This is a genomic window from Amycolatopsis sp. CB00013 (genome assembly GCF_001905755.1).
Classification (GTDB): Bacteria; Actinomycetota; Actinomycetes; order Mycobacteriales; family Pseudonocardiaceae; genus Amycolatopsis; species Amycolatopsis japonica.
Genome location: NZ_LIWC01000005.1, coordinates 660,271 through 679,376, shown reverse-complemented (window position 1 = coordinate 679,376; position 19,106 = coordinate 660,271). Strand labels below are relative to the sequence as shown.

Annotated in this window: 18 protein-coding genes and 1 pseudogene; 10 read left to right on the top strand and 9 right to left on the bottom strand. The window is 68.3% G+C overall.

The window, feature by feature from the left end; genetic code table 11:
• The first annotated feature begins 16 nt into the window (after positions 1-16).
• Complete coding sequence (locus AMK34_RS33145) at positions 17-562, top strand: TetR/AcrR family transcriptional regulator (RefSeq protein WP_073847961.1); 546 nt, start codon at positions 17-19, stop codon at positions 560-562.
• A 188-nt stretch (positions 563-750) separates the two neighbouring features.
• Here the strand turns inward: AMK34_RS33145 and AMK34_RS33140 are convergent, their stop codons facing one another.
• From AMK34_RS33140 to AMK34_RS33130, 3 genes are read right to left on the bottom strand one after another with little or no spacing between them, the layout of a single operon-like run.
• Positions 751-1,497, bottom strand: coding sequence for an ABC transporter permease (locus tag AMK34_RS33140; RefSeq protein WP_073847960.1), 747 nt, complete (start codon positions 1,495-1,497; stop codon positions 751-753).
• Positions 1,494-2,534, bottom strand: coding sequence for an alpha/beta hydrolase family protein (locus AMK34_RS33135; RefSeq protein WP_073847959.1), 1,041 nt, complete (start codon positions 2,532-2,534; stop codon positions 1,494-1,496). Before AMK34_RS33135 ends, AMK34_RS33140 begins: the two co-directional genes overlap by 4 nt.
• The gene (locus AMK34_RS33130; RefSeq protein WP_073847958.1) at positions 2,531-3,448 is read right to left on the bottom strand and encodes an ABC transporter ATP-binding protein; all 918 of its coding nucleotides are present in this window, start codon (positions 3,446-3,448) and stop codon (positions 2,531-2,533) included. Before AMK34_RS33130 ends, AMK34_RS33135 begins: the two co-directional genes overlap by 4 nt.
• 135 nt (positions 3,449-3,583) lie before the next feature.
• Between AMK34_RS33130 and AMK34_RS33125 the strand changes: the two genes are divergently transcribed.
• The gene (locus AMK34_RS33125) at positions 3,584-4,372 is read left to right on the top strand and encodes an ion transporter (protein WP_038518711.1); all 789 of its coding nucleotides are present in this window, start codon (positions 3,584-3,586) and stop codon (positions 4,370-4,372) included.
• Here the strand turns inward: AMK34_RS33125 and hrpB are convergent.
• Entirely contained in the window at positions 4,357-6,750 is a 2,394-nt protein-coding gene (gene hrpB / locus AMK34_RS33120) for an ATP-dependent helicase HrpB (RefSeq protein WP_073847957.1), read from the bottom strand. The two genes, AMK34_RS33125 and hrpB, sit on opposite strands and share 16 nt — an antisense overlap.
• Entirely contained in the window at positions 6,747-7,574 is an 828-nt protein-coding gene (locus AMK34_RS33115) for a glutamate ABC transporter substrate-binding protein (protein WP_073847956.1), read from the bottom strand. Before AMK34_RS33115 ends, hrpB begins: the two co-directional genes overlap by 4 nt.
• A 91-nt stretch (positions 7,575-7,665) precedes the next feature.
• On the opposite strand from AMK34_RS33115, the gene AMK34_RS33110 reads away from it, so the two are divergent.
• Together AMK34_RS33110 and AMK34_RS33105 are read left to right on the top strand one after the other, a co-directional pair.
• Entirely contained in the window at positions 7,666-8,154 is a 489-nt protein-coding gene (locus AMK34_RS33110) for a MauE/DoxX family redox-associated membrane protein (protein WP_073847955.1), read from the top strand.
• Between the two features lie 2 nt (positions 8,155-8,156).
• Complete coding sequence (locus AMK34_RS33105; RefSeq protein ID WP_038518704.1) at positions 8,157-8,951, top strand: DsbA family protein; 795 nt, start codon at positions 8,157-8,159, stop codon at positions 8,949-8,951.
• A gap of 73 nt (positions 8,952-9,024) precedes the next feature.
• Here the strand turns inward: AMK34_RS33105 and AMK34_RS33100 are convergent.
• Both AMK34_RS33100 and AMK34_RS33095 read right to left on the bottom strand, forming a co-directional pair.
• Positions 9,025-10,202 (bottom strand): annotated as a pseudogene (locus tag AMK34_RS33100) (IS30 family transposase).
• Positions 10,203-10,589: 387 nt separating this feature from the next.
• Positions 10,590-11,468, bottom strand: coding sequence for a LysR family transcriptional regulator (locus AMK34_RS33095; RefSeq protein WP_073847954.1), 879 nt, complete (start codon positions 11,466-11,468; stop codon positions 10,590-10,592).
• A 133-nt stretch (positions 11,469-11,601) separates the two neighbouring features.
• Between AMK34_RS33095 and AMK34_RS33090 the strand changes: the two genes are divergently transcribed.
• On the top strand, positions 11,602-12,423 hold the full coding sequence (locus AMK34_RS33090) for a ThuA domain-containing protein (protein ID WP_073847953.1): 822 nt from the start codon (positions 11,602-11,604) through the stop codon (positions 12,421-12,423).
• Positions 12,424-12,592: 169 nt separating this feature from the next.
• Here AMK34_RS33090 and AMK34_RS33085 read toward each other — a convergent pair whose 3' ends face one another.
• Complete coding sequence (locus AMK34_RS33085) at positions 12,593-13,300, bottom strand: RraA family protein (protein ID WP_073847952.1); 708 nt, start codon at positions 13,298-13,300, stop codon at positions 12,593-12,595.
• Between the two features lie 9 nt (positions 13,301-13,309).
• A complete protein-coding gene (locus tag AMK34_RS33080; RefSeq protein WP_241832916.1) occupies positions 13,310-14,257 on the bottom strand; it encodes a hypothetical protein in 948 nt (315 codons plus the stop codon).
• Positions 14,258-14,437: 180 nt separating this feature from the next.
• Between AMK34_RS33080 and AMK34_RS33075 the strand changes: the two genes are divergently transcribed.
• From AMK34_RS33075 to AMK34_RS33055, 5 genes are read left to right on the top strand one after another with little or no spacing between them, the layout of a single operon-like run.
• Positions 14,438-15,631, top strand: a complete 1,194-nt coding sequence (locus tag AMK34_RS33075) for a thiolase C-terminal domain-containing protein (protein ID WP_198941794.1) — start codon at positions 14,438-14,440, stop codon at positions 15,629-15,631.
• Positions 15,632-15,648: 17 nt separating this feature from the next.
• The gene (locus AMK34_RS33070; protein ID WP_016331679.1) at positions 15,649-16,080 is read left to right on the top strand and encodes a type II toxin-antitoxin system Rv0910 family toxin; all 432 of its coding nucleotides are present in this window, start codon (positions 15,649-15,651) and stop codon (positions 16,078-16,080) included.
• Positions 16,077-16,919 (top strand): MaoC/PaaZ C-terminal domain-containing protein, encoded by an 843-nt coding sequence (locus tag AMK34_RS33065; protein ID WP_073847950.1) that lies wholly within the window; start codon positions 16,077-16,079, stop codon positions 16,917-16,919. The genes AMK34_RS33070 and AMK34_RS33065 overlap by 4 nt, the downstream gene beginning before the upstream one ends.
• A 10-nt stretch (positions 16,920-16,929) precedes the next feature.
• Positions 16,930-17,799 (top strand): SDR family oxidoreductase, encoded by an 870-nt coding sequence (locus AMK34_RS33060; protein ID WP_073847949.1) that lies wholly within the window; start codon positions 16,930-16,932, stop codon positions 17,797-17,799.
• Complete coding sequence (locus AMK34_RS33055) at positions 17,796-19,007, top strand: acyl-CoA dehydrogenase family protein (protein ID WP_038518690.1); 1,212 nt, start codon at positions 17,796-17,798, stop codon at positions 19,005-19,007. Before AMK34_RS33060 ends, AMK34_RS33055 begins: the two co-directional genes overlap by 4 nt.
• The last annotated feature ends 99 nt before the right edge of the window (positions 19,008-19,106 follow it).

Sequence of the window (19,106 nt, the reverse complement as noted above, 5' to 3'; positions counted from 1 at the left end):
CTACTACACTTGTAGAGTGCGAAAGGCGACGATCGGGGACGCGGCCATCGAGGTCATCGCGGCCGAGGGGATGCGGGGACTGACGCATCGCGCGGTCGACCGGTTCGCCGGGCTGCCGCCGGGTTCGACCTCGTATTACGCGCGGACGCGGGCGGCGCTGCTGGAGCTGGCGATCTCGCGGATGGTCGAACTCGACGAAGTCACCCTCGACCCGCCGCCCGGGCAGCTGGCCGAATACGTGGCGGGGTTCGCGCACGCGGCGATCACGAAGGGGCGGACGCGGATGCTCGCGCGGTACGAGTTCGCGCTGGAGGCGACGCGGCGGCCCGAGCTGCGGGAGGCTTACGACCGGGGTGGGCTGGTGATCCGGCGGCGGTGCGCGGAGGTGCTCACGGCGTGCGGATCGGCGGAGCCCGAACGGCACTCGCGGGTGCTCGTCGCGTGGCTGGAGGGGACGGTCTTCGACGCGCTGGCCGGGACGGGGTCGCTGCGGCCGCCGGGGCTGGACGAGTTGACGCGGGGGGCGCGGGAGGTTTTGGCGGGGCTCGGGGTGACGGGGTAGCAAGGGACCTTTGCTACCAACCAGGGCGCTGACCTGCGAAAAGAGAGCAAGGGACCTTTGCTACCACTGGGGGCGTCGGTCCTGGAGCGAGAAGTCGCGAAAGCCACTTTCGGGACATCTGACGTCCTGAAAGTGGCTTTCGCGACGTGCGGCCGGCGCGGGTGGTAGCAAAGGTCCCTTGCTCCCCGTCAGGCGTCGCGCCGCCGCAGGACGGTGGAACCGGTCGCAAGCCCGGCCGCGGCCCAAGCCGCACAGAGCGCGACGCCGACCCAAGGCGCGTAGGGCGCGATGCCGCCGAAGATCGGATTGGGCTGCCCAGGCGTGACCATCGCGTTGACGCCCGCGAAGCCGGGGAAGTAGTTCACGAGGTCTTCCGCGCCCAGCGAACCGGCGAACATCGGGATCATCACCAGCAGCACGAACACCGCCACGATCGTCCCCGCCGTCGAGCGCAGCGCCGTCCCCAGCCCGAGGCAGAGCAGGCCCAGCAGCGCGAAGTAGGCACCCATGCCGGCCGCGGTTCCGAGCACTTCGCCCACCGAGGAGTCGGGCGAGGGGATCTGCGGCGCCGAAACCGCCACACCGGCGAGCGTGTTCAGCACGCCGTAGCCGAACAGCACCGGCAGCAGGACCGCCGACTTCGCCATCAGGACCCGGTTCCGCACCGGGACCCACTGCAGCGTCGAGCGGATGCTGCCGCTGGCGTATTCGCTCGTGATGAACAGCGTCGCCAGCGCGACGACGGCGAACTGCGTCAGGTAGAACGCCGCCCCGGCCACCACCGAGTGCGCCGCCATCGGACGGCTGCTGCCGTCGCTCAGCGAGAAACCCATCCCGGCGGAGTAGGCGAGCATCAGGAAGACCCCGCCGATCAGGCACCACCAGGTCGACCGGACCGACCAGAACTTGGTCCATTCCGAAGAGATCGTGTTCATCGTGCGCTCCACTGCTTGAAGAAGCCGGTCAGCTCGGTACGGAAGAACTCCAGCGCCTTCCGCGAGTCGATCGAGCCGTACTGGTTTTCGATCTCGGTCGGCGGGAGCTGCGGTCGCAGTCCCAGCTGGTCGATCAGGATCGCCGCGTCGGTCACCGACGAATGGCCGCTGTTCTCGACGAGGTCCTGCCTCTTCGGGCCGGTGAGCCGCGGCCAGGTCTCGTCCCAGGACGCGCGGAAGTACTTCTCGCCGGTCGGGCTGGTCAGCAGCAGGAACGGCCGGTCGATCGAGACGTCGCCGTAGAACGGGCCGTCGACGTTCACGCCCGCCTTGATCCGCCGGTCGGCGGTCATCGCGGCGGCGGTCGCCGAACCTCCGGCGGAGTGACCGGCCATCCCGATCTTCGTCGCGTCGATCGACCAGCGCCGGTCCTTCAGCAGCGTGTCGACGACGAACGTCGTGTCCACGGCGCGGTTGGCGATCGCGGAGGGCCACGGCTCGCCGGAGAGTCCACAAGCGACACACTGGCGCAGCCCGTCGGGGAACTCCGTCGCCCAGGCTTCGTAGGCGTGATCCACTCCGGCGACCACGAAACCTTGCGCGGCAAGGTGTTCGGCCACCGAGGTCAGCGTGATCCGGTTGTTGCCCGCGCCCGGCGAAAGCACCACCAGCGGACGACGTCCCGGCAGGGAGGGCGCGTTCTCCCGCGAGTGGACCCGCACCTTGCTCAGCGCGTCCGGCGGCAGGTCGAGCTTCCGCCCGGCGACCGCGGCCGCCGACTCGGCCTTGGTCATGTACAGCGGCGCGCGGCCGATCGGCACGGCCGGGTACCAGACGTTGACCATCAGTTCGCGGCGCTTTTCGGGCACCCAGGGGTCGGCTCTCCGCTGATCGGTGAGATGCAGCGTGCGCAGCCCGATCGGGAACGGGCCGTCCGGCGCGGGCAGCGACAGCGCCGGAGCCGGTGCCGCCGACGCGGCCGCCGGCACCCCCAGCAGGCCGGCGATCACCGCCACCATGACCATGAGTGACTTCATGCCGCGACTCCCGTTCCGTATTCGACCGACGACGCGGTCAGTTCCATGTACGCCTGTTCGAGCGAGGCGGTCCGTTCGGTCAGCCCGTGCACGCGGATCCCGAGTTCGTGCACCGCGTCGCCGACGAGATGAATGGGCAGGTCGTGCACGACCAGTTCGCCCTGATCGGCTTCCGTGATCGCGCCGAGCGCGTGCAGGCGCTGTTCGAGGACATGCAGATCGGCGGGAGCGGGCACCCGCACCGCGACCGACGTCCGCGAATTGCCCGCGATGAATTCGTCGACCGGCGCGTCGGCGAGCAGTTTTCCCTTGCCGATGACGACGAGCCGGTCCGCGGTCAGCTGCATCTCGCTCATCAGGTGGCTCGACACGAACACCGTGCGGCCCTCCTCCGCGAGCGACCGCATCAGGTGCCGCACCCAGCGGACGCCGTCGGGGTCGAGCCCGTTCACCGGCTCGTCGAACATCAGCACGCCGGGATCACCCAGCAGGGCGCCGGCGATCCCGAGCCGTTGCCCCATGCCGAGGGAGAACGTTCCGGCGCGTTTGCCCGCGACGTCGCTGAGGCCGACCGTCGCGAGCACCTCGTCGACCCGGCTCGCCGGAATCCCGTTGCTGCGCGCCATCGCCAGAAGATGTTTGCCCGCGCTCCGGCCGGGGTGCAGCGCCTTCGCCTCCAGCAGCGCGCCGACCTCGCGCAGCGGGAAGCGCAGGTCCTCGTACCTCTTGCCGTCGATGCGGACTTCGCCGTCGTTCGGCGCGTCGAGGCCGAGCGTCATCCGCATGGTCGTCGACTTGCCCGCGCCGTTGGGACCGAGGAAACCGGTCACCTTGCCCGGCTCGACGGCGAAGGTCAGCCCATCGACCACCGTCTTCTCGCCATAGCGCTTCGTGAGTCCTCGAAGCGTGATCATCCGCGTCCTCCTTCGTGTCCCTGAATCCTCCGATGCGGGGACACCCGAGGACATTGCCCCGAAGTCATCGGCCACCCCTTACTTTCGGCAGGTGCCGCTCGGCGCGAGTCGGCGCGGAAAGGCACAATCGGCGCCATGACCACCCGCGAACAACGGCGCGTGAATCCGCTCGACCTGGTGATGCTCGTCCTCGCCGTGTTCTCGGTCGGGCTGCTCGCCTACGTGACGTTCTTCCCGCATTCGGCGGAGACGGCGCACCGCGTCTTCGTCATCGACACGACGGTGTGCGGGATCTTCGCGCTGGAATTCCTCTGGCGGTGGCGGCGTAACGGCTGGGAGAAGCGGTTTCCGCTGCGCAACTGGTACGAGATCCTCGGCATGATCCCCATCGCGCATCCGGCGCTGCGCGGCTTCCGGCTGTTGCGGATCATCGTGGTGCTGGTCCGGCTCGCCCGTACGGCGGACAGGGCGTTCGGGGAGCGGTTCACGCAGCGGCTGGTCGAACGGCTTTCGCGGCCGATCGTGCTGGCGATCAAGAAGCCGATCACGATCGCGGTGCTCGACGAGGTCGTGAAGGTGCTGGAAACCGGGAACTATCCGCAGAACCTCGCGCGTTCGCTCGGTGAGAACCAGACGCTGCTGCGCGGGATCATCGCGGAGAAGCTCAAGAACGATCCGCAGGCCGGGCGGCTTTCGAAACTGCCGTTCCACGACGAAGTGGTGCGTTCGGTGATCGACACCGCGATGCGCGTGATCCTCGAAGTGCTGACCGATCCGCGGATCGACGAGTTCTTCGCGCATGTGGTGCGGGAGAACCGGGAGCAGATCCGCAGCGCCGTGCAGCTGGGATTGAACGAGCGTGAGGACGACGAGGAGCTGGCGGCGCAGTTGCCGACCAAGCCGCAACATCAGCTGATGGACTGACCTCTTGAGGTACGCCGGGTGGGCGCGGCGGTCAGCGGATCCTCCGGCCACGGGTGTTTCGGGTAGCGGCCGCGAAGATCGGCGCGCACGGCCGCGTACCCGTTGCGCCAGAACGATTCCAGATCGGCGGTGACGGCGGCCGGCCGCCCGGCGGGGGAGAGCAGGTGCAGCACCACCGGGACACCCGCCAGCTTCGGCGTCGCGAGCCAGCCGAAGGTCTCCTGCAGTTTCACGGCCAGCACCGGCTGCTCGCTCGAATAGTCGACCCTGATCCGCGAACCCGACGGCACCTCCAGCCGATCCGGCGCCAGTTCGTCCAAACGCGACGCTTCGGGCCAGGGCAGCAATCCACGCAGCGCGGCACCCGCGTCCAGCGATGCCAGGTCCGATCGGCGGCGAGCCGAGCCGAGGTCCAGCCAGCTGTCCACAGTAGACAGCAGGTCCGCATCGCCGACCGCGGGCCAAGGCGAGCCCAGTACTCGATGCAGGAAAGACAGCCGCTCGCGCAGTCGCTTCCCGTCTTCCGACCAGCGAAGCAGGCTGAGTCCTTCGGTGCGCAAACCGTCCAGCAGCGCGGCGCGGATCGCGTCCGGCGCGGGTGAGCGCAACGGTTCCTCCGCGAGCACGATCGCCCCGAGCCGTCGCACCGATCGCGCGACGACGTCACCCGAAGACCAGCGCACTTCGTCCTCTGAGGACACCAGATTCGGCGCCGCGCGCACGGCGAGGTCCTCGTCGGCGGGGGCGGCCAGCCGGATGATGCCCTGTGCGCGGCCGGGATCGCGGGTCGCTTCGGCCACGGCCAGCCATTCGACGTCGGCGAGTCCGCTGCCGCGCGGGAGTTCGGCCGCAGTTCCGCCTGCCATCAGATACACCGGCGTCCCCGCGGCACGCCGTCGCGCGAGCCGCTCGGGATGCGCGAGCGCCACCACCAGTGCCGGATCGGACGCGTTGCCGCCGTCGGGCACCAGTCGGGAAAGCCTTCGCACGTCACGCTTCCAGCGCTCGTCACCGCGCACACGGCGCAACTCGGCTTCGAGATCGGTCAGGGTGCCGCCGCTGTCCAGCAGCGCGACGACTTCGGCGGCCGAGCGTGCGTTGGTCCGCGCCGCGCCGTCCAGCAACGCCCTCGCCAGCCGTGGATGCAGGCCCAGCCCGGCCATCTTCCGGCCGCGTTCGGTGACCGTGCCGTCCTCCGCGGTCGCCCCGAGCGTGGTCAGCAACGCTCGCCCGGCGGCCAGCGCGCCTTCGCCGGGCGGGTCCCACCAGGCGAGGCCGGAACCGTCCGGAGTGGACCAGCAGGCGAGTTCGAGGGCGAACCGCGCCAGTTCCGCCGTCCGGATCTCGGGTTCGGGATAGGCGGGCAGCGAACCCTGCTCGTGCGCGGCCCAGCAGCGGTACGCGCGGCCCGGCGCCTCACGTCCGGCGCGACCGGCGCGCTGTTCCGCGACCGCGGCCGAAACGCGGACCGTCGCCAATCCGGGCAGGCCGCGCCGGTGATCGACGCGGGGAACGCGCGAAAGTCCGCAGTCCACCACCGCGCGTACCCCCGGCACGGTCAGGCTGGATTCGGCGACCGATGTCGAGAGCACCACCCTGCGACGATCACGCGGGCGGAGCGCGTCGTCCTGGCTCGCCGCCGAAAGCCTTCCGTGCAAGGGCAGCACGTCGGCGTCGAGACCGTTGAGAAGTCCGCTCACCCTGGCGATCTCACCGGCGCCGGGCAGGAAGGCGAGGAGGTCACCGTCCCCTTCGGACAGTGCTTTGTGGATCACGCGGGCCACGGTCGCCTCGATCCGTTCGCCGCGCGCGGGCGGAGAGTACGAGACGTCGACCGGGTACGTCCTCGCGTGCGCGGTGATCACCGGCGCGTCGCCGAGCAGGGCCGCCAGGCGTCCGGAGGCCACCGTGGCGGACGTCGCGAGCAGCCGTAGGTCGTCCCGCAGCCCGGCGCGCACGTCCAGTAGCAGCGCGAGCAGGAGGTCGGCGTCGAGATGGCGTTCGTGGCATTCGTCGAGCAGGACGGTCGACACCCCGGCCAGTTCGGGATCGCCCTGCACCCGGCGGACCAGCAAGCCCGAGGTGACCACTTCGATCCGCGTCGAAGAAGACACCTTCCGATCGCCGCGGACCGAATAGCCGACCGTCTCACCGACCCGTTCGCCGAGCAGGGACGCCATCCTCGCCGCCGCGGCCCGTGCGGCGAGCCGCCGCGGTTCGGCGACGATCACCCGGCCTTCGCCGTTGTCCAGCGCGAGCGGCACCAAAGTGGTCTTTCCGGTGCCAGGGGGCGCGACGAGGACCGCGGTGCCGTGGGCGTCGAGTGCGGCTTCGAGTTCGGGCAGGACGGCGCGAACCGGCAGATCGGGAAGGGTCACCGCTCGGTGACCTGTGGTGGAGGTGGGATCCGGTAGCCGGACGGGCCGATGTTGCGGTTCAGCGAATCGAGCCATTCCCCGGACGAGATCATCTTCTGGATCGCCTTGGCCACCGCCGCGCGGCCCTCGATGTCGTCCTTGCGCAGGCCGACGCCGTACTTCTCCTTCGAGAAGGGCTTGCCGACGACCCTCAGCAGTTCCGGGTTCTGCGCCACGTAACCGGCGAGGATGACGTCGTCGGTGGTCACCGCGTCCACCTGTCCGGCGAGCAGCGCCGTAACGCAGTCCTGGTAGCGCGGGTACTCGACGAGCTGCACGGCCTGGGCGAACTTGTCGCGCACCTGCTCCGCCGAGGTGGTGCCGCCCACGGCGCACAGCTTGCGGCCGTTGAGGTTCTCGGGACCGGTGATGTCGGTCGACCGGAGGCGGACGAGGAGATCCTGGCCGGTGTCGAAATAGGGTCCGGCGAAGGCGACCACCTGTTTGCGTTTTTCGGTGATCGAATAGGTCGCCACCATCAGATCCGTGATCCCCGAGGTGATGTCCGTCTCGCGGGACGACGGCCTGCTGTCGTGCCAGGTGATGTGATCCTCGTCGACGCCCAATTCGCTCGCCACGTACTTCGCCACGTCGACGTCGAAGCCGACGTACCGGCCGTCGACCGTCCGTTTGGAAAGCCCCGGCTGGTCGAAGCGGATGCCGATGGTGAGCTTGTTGGACGCGACGGCGCGCGCGACGAGGGAATCCGACGGACCGGCCTCTTCGCCGCAGGCCGCCGCTGTGACCAGCATCAAGCAGGCCACCAGCAGGGCGCGTCCCCTCATCGGGTGCCTCCGTCCGCCGCCTCACGTTGTTCTCAGGGTCGGCGGTTAGCCTAGGCCCGTGCGTAGACCGCCCCAAGTCGTACTCGACGCCGTGGGCACACTCGCCCGGCTCGGACTGGCCGCCGTCTGGTTGGTTTCCGGAGCGCTGAAGATCAGCGCCCCGGGGCAGACCTACATCGCGGTCCAGGCGTTCGATGTCCTGCCGGACGGGCTCGTCCGCCCGGTCGCGATCGGGATGCCGCTCGTCGAACTGGCGCTCGGCCTGTTCCTGCTCGCCGGGTTCGTGACCCGGTGGGTGTCGGTGCTGTCGGTGCTGCTGCTCGCGGTGCTCATCGCCGCGATCGCCCAATCCTGGGCGCGCGGGCTGAGCATCGATTGCGGCTGTTTCGGCGGTGGCGGTCAGATCGCCGCGGATCAGACGCAGTATCCGCAGGAGATCGCCAGAGACCTCGGATTCGCGCTCCTGGGTGTCTGGCTGATCGTGCGGCCGCGGACCTGGCTTTCCGTGGACGGCTGGCTCGGGAACTCTCGCGCCTCCGCCGACGACGACTATGTGGGTATCGCTGAAGGGAACGAATAATCGTGGGTGGAGCTGAGCGCAACGCTCGGAAACGCAAGCAGCAGCAGACGGCGGCGCGTTCGGTGGCACAGGCCAGGGGCGTCGCGGGCGGCGACAAGAAGAAGGTCGTCGCGATCACCGTCGCGGTGGTCGTCCTCGCCGCGCTGGTGATCGGTGGTGTCATCTGGACGACCTCCAGCAAGGACAGCACCGAGGGCAAGGTGATCGGCGCGCAGACGGGCACATCGGCGCCCGGCGTCGTCGAGAAGCGCGACGGGGCCGTCGTGACCGTTGGCAAGCCCGAGGCGAAGAAGACCATCGACGTCTACGCCGACTTCCTGTGCCCGGTCTGCAAGCAGTTCGAAGAGACCTTCAAGGGGCAGATCGAGGAGCAGGTGAACAACGGGACGCTGCAGGTCCGCTACCACATGCTGCCGATGCTGAACCAGCGTTCCGACCCGCCCGGCTACTCGCTGGACTCCGCCAACGCCTCCCTCGCGGCGGCCGACGCGGGCAAGTTCCTCGCCTTCCACGACGCGCTGTTCAAGGACCAGCCGGAGGAAGGCGGCCGCGGGTTCGACAAGGCGCAGCTGATCAAGCTCGGCCAGGACGTCGGCATCACCGACCCGACCTTCGTGCTCAAGGTCAACAGCGGCGCGTACGAGCAGGAGATCCAGGACGCGTACAAGAAGATCTCCACGGACCCGTCGCTGCAGCAGGACTTCGGCAACGGCCCCGGTTTCGGCACGCCGACCGTCACCTCGAACGGGCAGGTCGTGAAGCTCGAGCAGGACTGGGTGCAGAAGGTCGTCAGCTAGTTTTCCCGTGATGGCCCCCTTCCCTCGGATCAGCCGAGGGGGTGGATTCCAGGGATGGTTGCAACACGGGTGATCAACTGGCTTCGGTGAGGAGTTTGGTCAAGCGCTCGGCTGGGGTGTCCCAGCCGAGCGTTTTGCGTGGGCGGCGGTTGAGCTGGGCGGCGACGGCGGTGAGGTGGTCGGGGGTGTGGACGCTCAGGTCTGTGCCTTTGGGGAAGTATTCGCGGAGCAGGCCGTTGGTGTTTTCGTTGGAGCCGCGTTGCCAGGGTGCGTGGGGGTCGCAGAAGTAGACGGGCATGTTGGTGGCGATGCTGAATTCGTGGTGTCGTGCCATTTCCGCGCCTTGGTCCCAGGTGAGGGAGCGGCGTAAGTGTTCGGGCAGGGTTGTGATGGTGGTGACGAGGGCGTCGCGGACGTGTTCGGCGGTGCGGGATTGTCCGAGTGGACGAGCATGACGTAGCGGGTGGAGCGTTCGACCAGGGTGCCGATCGCGGATGCTCCGTTCTCGCCGATGATGAGGTCGCCTTCCCAGTGGCCGGGGACGGCGCGGTCGTCTGCCTCGGCCGGGCGGTCGCTGATCATCACCATCGGCGTGGTGAACCGGGGCTGGCGTTGCTCGCCGTTGCCGCGGGGTTTGCGCTGAGTGCGGCCGGTGCGTAGCGCGGCTTTGAGTTCGCGGCGCAGCTCGCCGCGGCCTTGGACATACAGGGCTTGATAGATCGTTTCGTGGGCCACGTGCAGCTCCGGCTGGTCGGGGTGATCACGGCGCAGCCGGTTACTGGCTTGTTCGGGGCTGCACCGGTCGTCCAGCATGTCTTGGATCCGGTCCCGCAGCTCGGGGTTGGCCGCGATCTTGCCAGGTTTGGGCCGGGGCCGGCGAGCGTCGGCCCGGGCCTGCGCGGAATAGGGAAGATACTCATCGCTGGCGGGATCGGCGTTGCGGCCCAGTTCCCGGCTGACCGTCGAGGCCGGGCGGCCGATCCGGCGGCCGATCTCCCGGGGGCCGTGCCCGGCCCGCGCCAGATCCGCGATCAGAAGCCGCTCGTCCTGAGACAGAAACCAGGTGGACGGAACCCGTGCTCCGCCCGCAGGCAGGCGGTCCGAGGAAGGCGACTCCGGCACGGACGGGCACGACGGCGGGGCGGAAGGCCTACCGGCCTTCCGCCCCGCCTGACTCGCGCGTCCTTGCCGCCACCGATGCCCGGTCCGGCGGTTGATCCCCACGATCCGGCACGCCTCAGCAGTGCCCATCCCTTGCGCCACAAGATCAAGATATGCCCGGCGCTCGGCAAGCAGCTTCTTCGGCCCCTGAGGCGACCGATCCATACGGATCTCGAACAACACAACCCCTGAACAACTCAGGTGTTGCAACCACCACTAGAACCCAAGAGGAAGGGGGCCTTCACGCTGTTCGGGGCCGGTGGGGGCGGCCGGGTGGTAGCAAAGGTCCCTTGCTCTCCGCGCCGCGGTGACCGTGTGGATTTCTGGTCATCCAACGCACCAAAATCCACACAGTCAGTCAACACCGCTACGCGTCGTACAGGGTGTGTGGAAATAGGGACACTCAACGTCCCTATTTCCACACACCCCTGCCCGCCGGGGACGTGGTAGCAAAGGTCCCTTGCTCCCTTTCGCAGGTCAGGGGTGCGAGGCGACGGCGGCGAAGGCCTGTACGCGCGCTGTCTCCGCGGAGCGCGGCCAGACGAGGCCCCACTCGACGTCGGGTGATCCGGCGAAGGGCACGAAGCGGATCCGCGGGTGGCTGAAGTACTCCCGCGCGTGCGCGGCGAGCGGGCAGATACCGGCACCGGTGGCGATCGCGGCGAGCAGCTCTTGAAAGGTCGCGAAGGGAGCGCCCCGGGTCACGGGGTGCCCGGCCGGCGTCAGCCACTGTCGCGGTTCTTCGACCCAGTACGGCTCCGGCGGATGCGCCGCGCGAAGGACGGTGTCGCGGGCGAGGTCGTCGAGCGTGACTGACTTCCGTCGCGCGAAAGGGTGTTTCGACGACACCGCGAGCACCATCGGTTCGGTGTACACGGCCGGTCCGGTCGCGAGATCGGGTTCGTCGACCGGAAGCAGGGTCACCAGCACGTCGATCTCACCCGATCGCAGCATCGCGAACGGGTCGGCGAAATCAGCCTCGCGAATGAGCGGTTCGGTGTCCGGGTAGCGCTGCCGGAAACGGTCGAGCAGCTCTTCGGTCAGGTCGGCGACGCCGGGTGCTTCGAAACCCAGCCGCAGCACGCCGCCGATCCCGCGGCCGGCCGCGATCGCGCGGTCGATGCCCTCGTGCAGTGTGCGGTAGGCAGGGCCGAGGTCGTCCCGCAGCCGTTCGCCGATCGGGGTGAGCCGGACCCGTCGGCTGGTGCGGGCGAACAGCGGTACACCGATCCGGCGCTCCACCTGCTTGATCGACTGGCTCACCCGCGCCTGCGAGACGTGCAGGCGCTCCGCGGTACGGCCGAAATGTAGCTCGTCGGCCAGCGCCAGGAAGATCTCGATATCCCGCAGTTCCATAATCTCCAGGTTATCGATGCGGCTCCGTGCCGGTCACCGGGAACCGTATTTCGCGCAGGTCTAGACCATCGATGCTGTGTCATGTGTTAATTCAAGCAATGAATTTACGCGTTCTCGGCATGGGTGGTGAGGTATGACGAAATTCGTGGTCCGGCTCGCTCTGCTGTTCGTTTCGTGTCTCGCACTGGCGTCGGCGCCGGTGGCGGCGCAGGCGGCACCCGCGTTCAAGGTGCTCGCGTTCTACAACGGCACTTACGACGCGGCGCACATCAGCTTCGTCAAGGAAGCCAACCAGTGGTTCCCGAAAACCGCTTCGCAGAACAACTTCAGCTACACCGCGACCAACGACTGGAACCGGCTGAGCTCGCTGCAGCCGTCGCAGTATCAGGTCGTGCTGTTCCTGGACGACCTGCCGCAGACCTCCTCGCAACGCTCGGGCTTCGAGCGCTACATGAACGCGGGCGGCGCGTACTTCGGCTTCCACGTGGCCGCGTTCACCACCAATCCGTCCACATGGGACTGGTACCACAACAGATTCCTCGGCACGGGTGCGTTCAAGTCCAACACCTGGGGCCCGACGACGGCGACGCTGAAGGTGGAGAACCGGCCGCATCCCTCGACCACGCGGCTGCCCGCGACCTTCACCTCGTCGGTGAGCGAGTGGTACGCCTGGAACAGCGACCTGCGCAAGAACCCGGACATCCGGATCCTCGCGTCGGTGGACCCGGTGAGCTTCCCGCTCGGGACCGATCCGAACCAGTCCTGGTACAGCGGGTACTACCCGATCCTCTGGACCAACGCCAAGTACAAGATGCTCTACGCCAACTTCGGGCACAACAAGATGAACTACGAGACGAACCAGCCGCTTTCGTCGACCTTCGGCAGCGAGGTGCAGAACCGCTTCGTCGTCGACGGTCTGCTGTGGCTCGGTGGAAGGCAAACCGCACGAGGATGAGCCGGGCCCCTGCTCCCTTTCCGCAGGTCAGGGGCCCCGGTGGTAGCAAAGGTCCCTTGCTCTCCCGCGGTGCCGTGAAGGCCTCCTTGCCTACCCTGAAGGTAGTGAAGGAGGCCTTCACAGACGGCCTGCGTGGTGTCCGGGGCCGGGTGGTAGCAAAGGTCCCTTGCTACTCCTCGATGGCACCCCCGACCGCCCGCAGATGCTGCCGGAACGTCAGCGAAGGCGACTTCGCCCGCTCCGCGAGGAAGTCGGCGAAGCGGACCTGCTCGCGAAGAGACTCTCCGCCGCGGATCCGGTCGGCCTGGCGCCGCTCGGTGTCGCGGATGCCTTCGGCGCGGTCCAGGACCTCGTCCGCCCGGTCGGCGGGGACGAACAGGACGCCGTCCTCGTCGCCGAACACGAGGTCTTCCCTCGTCACCGTCCATTCCCCGACGGCGGCCGATTCGAGTGCGCCGTCCGGGCGGGCGGAGACCGAGAGCGGGCCGGTCGGGATCGACCCGAGGCTGAACACCGGCAGCCCGATCTTCTTGATGTCGGCCGTGTCGCGGTGCAGCCCCCAGATCACCACGCCGCTCAGCCCGGCCGCCTCCGCTTCGAGGACCGCGAGGTCCCCGACGCAGCTTTCGTCGAGCCTGCCGCCGTTGTCGACGACGAGGACGTCGCCGGGGTTCGCGATTTCGTACGCCTCCAGGAAGACGTCGACGCTGCCGACGTGCCGGGCGGGGGTGACCCGCCCGGCCACGCGGGCGCCGGGCACGACCGAGCGCGTGCCCGCGGGCGCGCACCGGACCTGAACGCCGGCGCGCACGCAGCCGTCGGTCAGATGTGCGGTGGTCAGCAGGGAGAACCGCTGCCGAAGCTCTTCGGGATCCATGCCCCGACTTTAGCCACGGCGCCACACCACGGGTTTGTGGTTCGGGCTGCTGTCATCCCGCACGGAGCCCATGACCTCGCCGTTCGCACCCACGAGAGCACCGCAGCCGGGGGATGGCGCGGGAAGCGTCTCGACCGCGCCGCCCGGCGACCACACCGCGGGAACCGTGGAGAAGTCCGGGGTCCTCAGGCAACCTGTGACAACTCCCGACCGGTTGAGCGAGACCGCCGTCATGGAGTCCGGCACCGGGATGGAGGTGTCAGGGGCCGTCCAAAGCCGTTGGCCCCCTTGGAGATCGGCCAGCACCTTGCCGTCCCGGATCGCGAGGGCGCGTGCTTCGCGGACGCCCTCGGGAAGGACCAGTTGCCGTGCCACGCCGTCCTTCCAGAGCCAGGCGCCGCCGCCCTGCTCTTGCATCAGGATCGTGCCGTCGTGATCGATGTCCACCGGGCCGAGCAGTGGCGGGCTGTCCAGCAGTACCGGATGCGCGCGGTCGTCGGCGGGCCAGATCGCCGCCCAGGAACCGAATCGCGGATCGTTGTGCACGAAGCCGACGACGTCTCCGCGGTCGTTCATGCCGGTGACCCGCGTCTGGGCGTAGTTCGGCACCTTCCCCAGAGGCTGGAAGCCGCCGTTCTCGAAGACGAACGAGCGATAGGTCCGGGTCGGAATCGCGTAATTGTTCGTCAGAATCGACCCTGACACGTTTTCGTCCACGGTCACGACCGAGTCGTAGTCTGCCGGGATGCCGTGGTTTCGAACGGTCCCTCCCGACCAGGTGAGCAGACCGTAGTCGGAGTGGCCCGCGTAGCTTCCGGCCCCGTCGGTGGCCACCACCTGGACAATGCCGAACGGCACCGGCAGGTAGCTCATCGTCCAACCGCTCGCCGACGCCGTGCCCGCCGACAACAGTCCGGCGGCGACGGTGGCCGCCAAGACCATGCTCGTCCGTTTCATCGTTACCCCCTGTGAGTCGTGTTCTCCCTGTTTAACGGGGGTGCGGCTCGCCCGTCTGCGTCACCTGACACGCAACGTGCCGGAAGTAACATCCGTTCAGACCTGTATGTAAGGGTTGATAAATACAAACCTGTCTGTATCTTCAGTGGCAGCAGCGACCCGGCAACGACAAGGAGCGTCGTGGTGGCCAACAAGGTGTACGTCGTCGGCGTGGGCATGACGAAGTTCGAGAAACCCGGACGCCGCGAGGGCTGGGACTACCCGCAGATGGCCAAGGAATCCGGGACCAAGGCGCTCGCCGACGCCGGGATCTCCTTCGACGAGGTGCGGCAGGCCTACGTCGGTTACGTCTACGGCGAGTCGACCTCGGGGCAGCGCGCGGTCTACGAACTGGGCATGACCGGGATCCCGGTCGTCAACGTCAACAACAACTGCTCGACCGGGTCGACCGCGCTGTACCTGGCCGCGGAGGCGATCCGGGGCGGCCGTGCGGACTGCGCGCTCGCGCTCGGCTTCGAGAAGATGCAGCCCGGATCGCTCGGCTCGACCTACGACGACCGCGAGCAGCCGATGGGCAAGCATCTCCAGGCGCTCGCGGAGATCTCCGAGGTGCTCTTCCCGCCCGCGCCGTGGATGTTCGGCGCGGCCGGCCGCGAGCATATGAAGACCTACGGCACCACCGCCGAGCACTTCGCCAAGATCGGCGAGAAGAACCACCGGCATTCGGTGAACAATCCGTACGCGCAGTTCCAGGAAAGCTATTCACTGCAGGACATCCGCGACTCGCGGATGATCTACGACCCGCTCACGAAGCTCCAGTGCTCACCGACCTCGGACGGTTCCGGCGCGGCGATCCTCGCCAGCGAGTCCTTTGTGGACTCGCATGGGCTGGCCGGGCAGGCCGTCGAGATCGTCGGGCAGGCGATGACCACCGACTTCGCCAGCACCTTCGACGGGACCGCGAAGAACATCATCGGCTACGACATGAACGTCCAGGCCGCGCGCCAGGTGTACGACCAGGCCGGCCTCGGCGCGGAGGACTTCCAGGTCATCGAGCTGCACGATTGCTTCTCCGCCAACGAACTCCTGCTCTACGAAGCGCTCGGACTCTGCGCCGAAGGGGAGGCCGGGAAGCTCGTCGATTCCGGAGACACCACCTACGGCGGGAAATGGGTCGTCAACCCGTCCGGCGGGCTGATCTCCAAGGGGCATCCGCTCGGCGCCACCGGCCTCGCGCAATGCGCCGAGCTGACCTGGCAGCTGCGCGGGACCGCCGACAAACGCCAGGTCGACGGCGTCCAGGCCGCGCTGCAGCACAACATCGGACTCGGCGGCGCCGCCGTCGTCACCGCCTACCAGCGCGCCGAGCGCTGATCCCGAAAGGAAGAACCATGGGCAAGATCAGTGCCTCCGTCGAACTCCCGGCCGCTCCCGACAAGGTGTGGGCGGAGTTCTCCAACCCCAACAACTTCGAGAAGTGGCTGACCATCCACACCAAGTGGAAGGGTGAGGTCCCGGCCGAATTCTCCAAGGGAGCACAGGCTTCCGAGGTCGTCACGATGCTCGGCATGCCGAACACGATCACCTGGACCGTCGACGAGTTCGAGGCGCCGTCGAAGCTGGCGATCTCCGGTACCGGGATGGCCGGGGTGAAGGTCAAGTTCGAGCTGTCGGTGGAGGCGTCCGGAGACGGTTCGCTCGCCAGCATCGACGCGGAGTTCGCCGGTCAGATGATCGTCGGCGCGCTCGGCAAGGCCGTCGAGAAGGACGGCAAGAAGAACCTCGACGCCTCCCTCGAGAACTTCAAGGCGTTGGTCTCGTGACCGAGCGGTTCGACCCCGGCGGGCTCGGCGAATGGACCGACGAGTCGCGGTTCGAGGTCACGCGCGAGCGGCTGATCGAGTACGCGAAGGCCACCAACGACCCGATCCCGGCGCACCTCGCCGGTGACGTCGCGAGCCCCGTGTTCGCGATCGTGCCGGTGTTCGAGTCGCTGATGGAACCCGCGCTCGAAGTCGTCCCGGTCGGCTTGTTCGGCCGGATCGTGCACGGAGAGCAGGAGTTCCGGTTCCACCGGCCGATCCGTCCTGGCGACAAGCTCGTGTCGCGGGCGCGGATGACCGGTTACGAGGGCCTGCCGAACGGCACCCGCGGCACCATCCACCTCGAATGCCGGACCGACGACGGAGACCTGGTCAACGAGCAGTACGTGACGCTGTTCGTGCGCGGGTTCGACACCGGGGAGACCCGCGGCGAACTCGGGCCGGACCACAAGTTCGACGAAAACCTCCGTTCGCAGGCGCCGGTGGCGAAGGTGAACCAGCACGTCGACGACGACCAGACGTATCGGTACGCGCCTGCCGCCGGCGACCCGATGCCGATCCATCTCGACGAAGAGGTCGCGAAGGATTCGGGACTGCCGGGGATCATCGCGCACGGCCTGTGCACCATGGCGTTCACTTCGTGGGCGCTGCTGACCGAGGTCGCCGGGTCCGATGTGGACAGACTGAAGCGGTTCGCCGTCCGGTTCGCCAAGCCGGTGCTGCCCGGCCAGGACCTGACGACGCGGATCTGGCGCGCGGGCGCCGGGAGCTACGCGTTCGAAACCACCGTCGGCGAAACCGTCGTGATCAAGGACGGTCTCGCGGAATTCGCGGAGTAGGAGCAAAGTCATGGGAGCACTCGACGGACGCGTCGCCGTCATCACCGGCGCCGGACGCGGGATCGGCCGCGAGCACGCGCTGCTGTTCGCGCGGGAGGGCGCGAGCGTCGTGGTCAACGACCTCGGCGGGGCGAACGACGGCAGCGGCAGCGATGCCGGGCCCGCGCAGGAGGTCGTCGACGAGATCCGCGCGGCGGGCGGGAAGGCGGTGGCGAACCCGGCCAACGTCGCCGAGTGGGCGGGCGCCGCCGAACTGGTGACGCAGGCGGTGGACGAGTTCGGCAGGCTCGACGTCGTCGTGAACAACGCCGGCATCCTGCGCGACGCGTTCATCGCCGGACTTGAGGAGTCCCAATGGGATTCCGTGATCGCCGTGCATTTGAAGGGGCACGCGGCGGTGCTGCGGCACGCGGCCGCGTACTGGAAGACCGCGAGCAAGGCAGGCGAGCCGGTGGCGGGCTCGGTGATCAACACCGCCTCCGCGTCCGGGACCACGCTGCCGAACGCGGGGCAGGCGAACTACGGCGCGGCGAAGGCGGGCATCGCCGCGCTGACGCTGGTCGCCGCCGAGGAACTGGAGCGCTACGGCGTGCGGGTGAACGCGATCGCGCCGATCGCGCGCACGCGGCTCACTCTGGCGACGCCGGGGATGGGCGCGATCTTCGCCCAGGAGGTGGAAGAGGGGGAGTTCGACGCGTTCTCCCCGGCGAACATCTCGCCGCTGGTCGCCTACCTCGCGACCGAGAAGTGCCCGCTCACCGGCAAGGTGTTCGCGGTGCAGGGCGGCGCGATCTCCGAACTCGCGGGCTGGCACGACGTCAAGGTGATCGAAACCGAGGCCGCCTGGGAGATCGACGACATCGCCGCGAGGCTCCCGTGATCGAGTGGTCCGAGACCGAACTGCTGATCAGGGACGCGATCCGGGAGTTCGTCGACAAGGAGATCCGGCCGCACCTCGACGCGCTGGAAAGCGGGACGCTGCCGCCGTACGACATCATCCGGAAGATGTTCGCGTCCTTCGGCATCGACGCGCTCGCCCGGGAATCGGTGTCGAAACTGCTGTCGAAGTCCCCTGGATCCGGTTCGGGCGGCGGCCTGGCGTTCGGTGGGCAGGAGGCGATGGCGCTCATCGCGGTGAGCGAACTGGCCGGGGTCAGTCTCGGCATCGTCGCTTCGCTCGGCGTGAGCATCGGGCTGACCGCGCAGACGATCCTGACGAAGGGCACGCAAGCGCAGAAGGAACGCTGGCTGCCCGGGCTGGCGACGTTCGAGAAGGTCGGGGCGTGGGCGATCACCGAACCCGACTCCGGCTCGGACGCTTTCGGTGGCATGAAGACGTCGGTCCGGCGCGACGGTGACGAGTACGTCCTCAATGGACAGAAGACGTTCATCACCAACGGGCCTTACGCCGACACGATCATCGTGTACGCGAAGCTCGACGACGGCTCGGCGGTCCGGGACCGCAAGGTGCTGACATTCGTGCTGGACAAGGGGATGCCCGGGCTCACGCAGGGCAAGCCGTTCAAGAAGATGGGCATGATGTCGTCGCCGACCGGCGAGCTGTTCTTCAGCGACGTCCGGCTCGGGCGGGACAGGCTGCTCGGCGAGTCCGAGACCGGCCGCGACGGGGACAGCAAGGCCGAGGTGAAGTCCGGGTTCGCCGTCGAGCGGATCGGGGTCGCGGCGCTGGCGCTCGGGATCATCAACGAATGTCATCGGCTTTGCGTGGACTACGCGAAGAACCGGAAGCTGTGGGGCCAGGAGATCGGGCGGTTCCAGCTGATCCAGCTCAAGCTGGCGAAGATGGAGGTCGCGCGGATCAACGTGCAGAACATGGTCTTCCAGCTGATCGAGACCCTGCGCGCGGGCAAGATGCCGACGCTGGCCGAGGCTTCGGCGATGAAGCTGTACTCGTCGGAGGCGGCCACCGAGGTCGCGATGGAGGCCGTGCAGCTGTTCGGCGGCAACGGGTACATGGCGGAGTACCGGGTGGAGCAGCTGGCGCGGGACGCGAAGTCGCTGATGATCTACGCGGGGAGCAACGAGATCCAGGTGACACACATCGCGAAGGGCCTGCTCGGTCGCTGAGGGAGCAAGGGACCTTTGCTACCACGCGGGGTCCGGGTCGCCGACGGACGACACCCGTGACCAGCCGGACGACACGCGTGATCAGCCGGACGACACGCG

Coding starts and splice junctions, on each gene's coding strand:
- AMK34_RS33140 (WP_073847960.1), bottom strand. CDS start 1,497: ATGAACACGATCTCTTCGGAATGGACCAAGTTCTGGTCGGTCCGGTCG.
- AMK34_RS33135 (WP_073847959.1), bottom strand. CDS start 2,534: ATGAAGTCACTCATGGTCATGGTGGCGGTGATCGCCGGCCTGCTGGGG.
- AMK34_RS33130 (WP_073847958.1), bottom strand. CDS start 3,448: ATGATCACGCTTCGAGGACTCACGAAGCGCTATGGCGAGAAGACGGTG.
- AMK34_RS33125 (WP_038518711.1), top strand. CDS start 3,584: ATGACCACCCGCGAACAACGGCGCGTGAATCCGCTCGACCTGGTGATG.
- AMK34_RS33115 (WP_073847956.1), bottom strand. CDS start 7,574: ATGAGGGGACGCGCCCTGCTGGTGGCCTGCTTGATGCTGGTCACAGCG.
- AMK34_RS33095 (WP_073847954.1), bottom strand. CDS start 11,468: ATGGAACTGCGGGATATCGAGATCTTCCTGGCGCTGGCCGACGAGCTA.
- AMK34_RS33090 (WP_073847953.1), top strand. CDS start 11,602: ATGACGAAATTCGTGGTCCGGCTCGCTCTGCTGTTCGTTTCGTGTCTC.
- AMK34_RS33085 (WP_073847952.1), bottom strand. CDS start 13,300: ATGGATCCCGAAGAGCTTCGGCAGCGGTTCTCCCTGCTGACCACCGCA.
- AMK34_RS33080 (WP_241832916.1), bottom strand. CDS start 14,257: ATGAAACGGACGAGCATGGTCTTGGCGGCCACCGTCGCCGCCGGACTG.
- AMK34_RS33070 (WP_016331679.1), top strand. CDS start 15,649: ATGGGCAAGATCAGTGCCTCCGTCGAACTCCCGGCCGCTCCCGACAAG.
- AMK34_RS33060 (WP_073847949.1), top strand. CDS start 16,930: ATGGGAGCACTCGACGGACGCGTCGCCGTCATCACCGGCGCCGGACGC.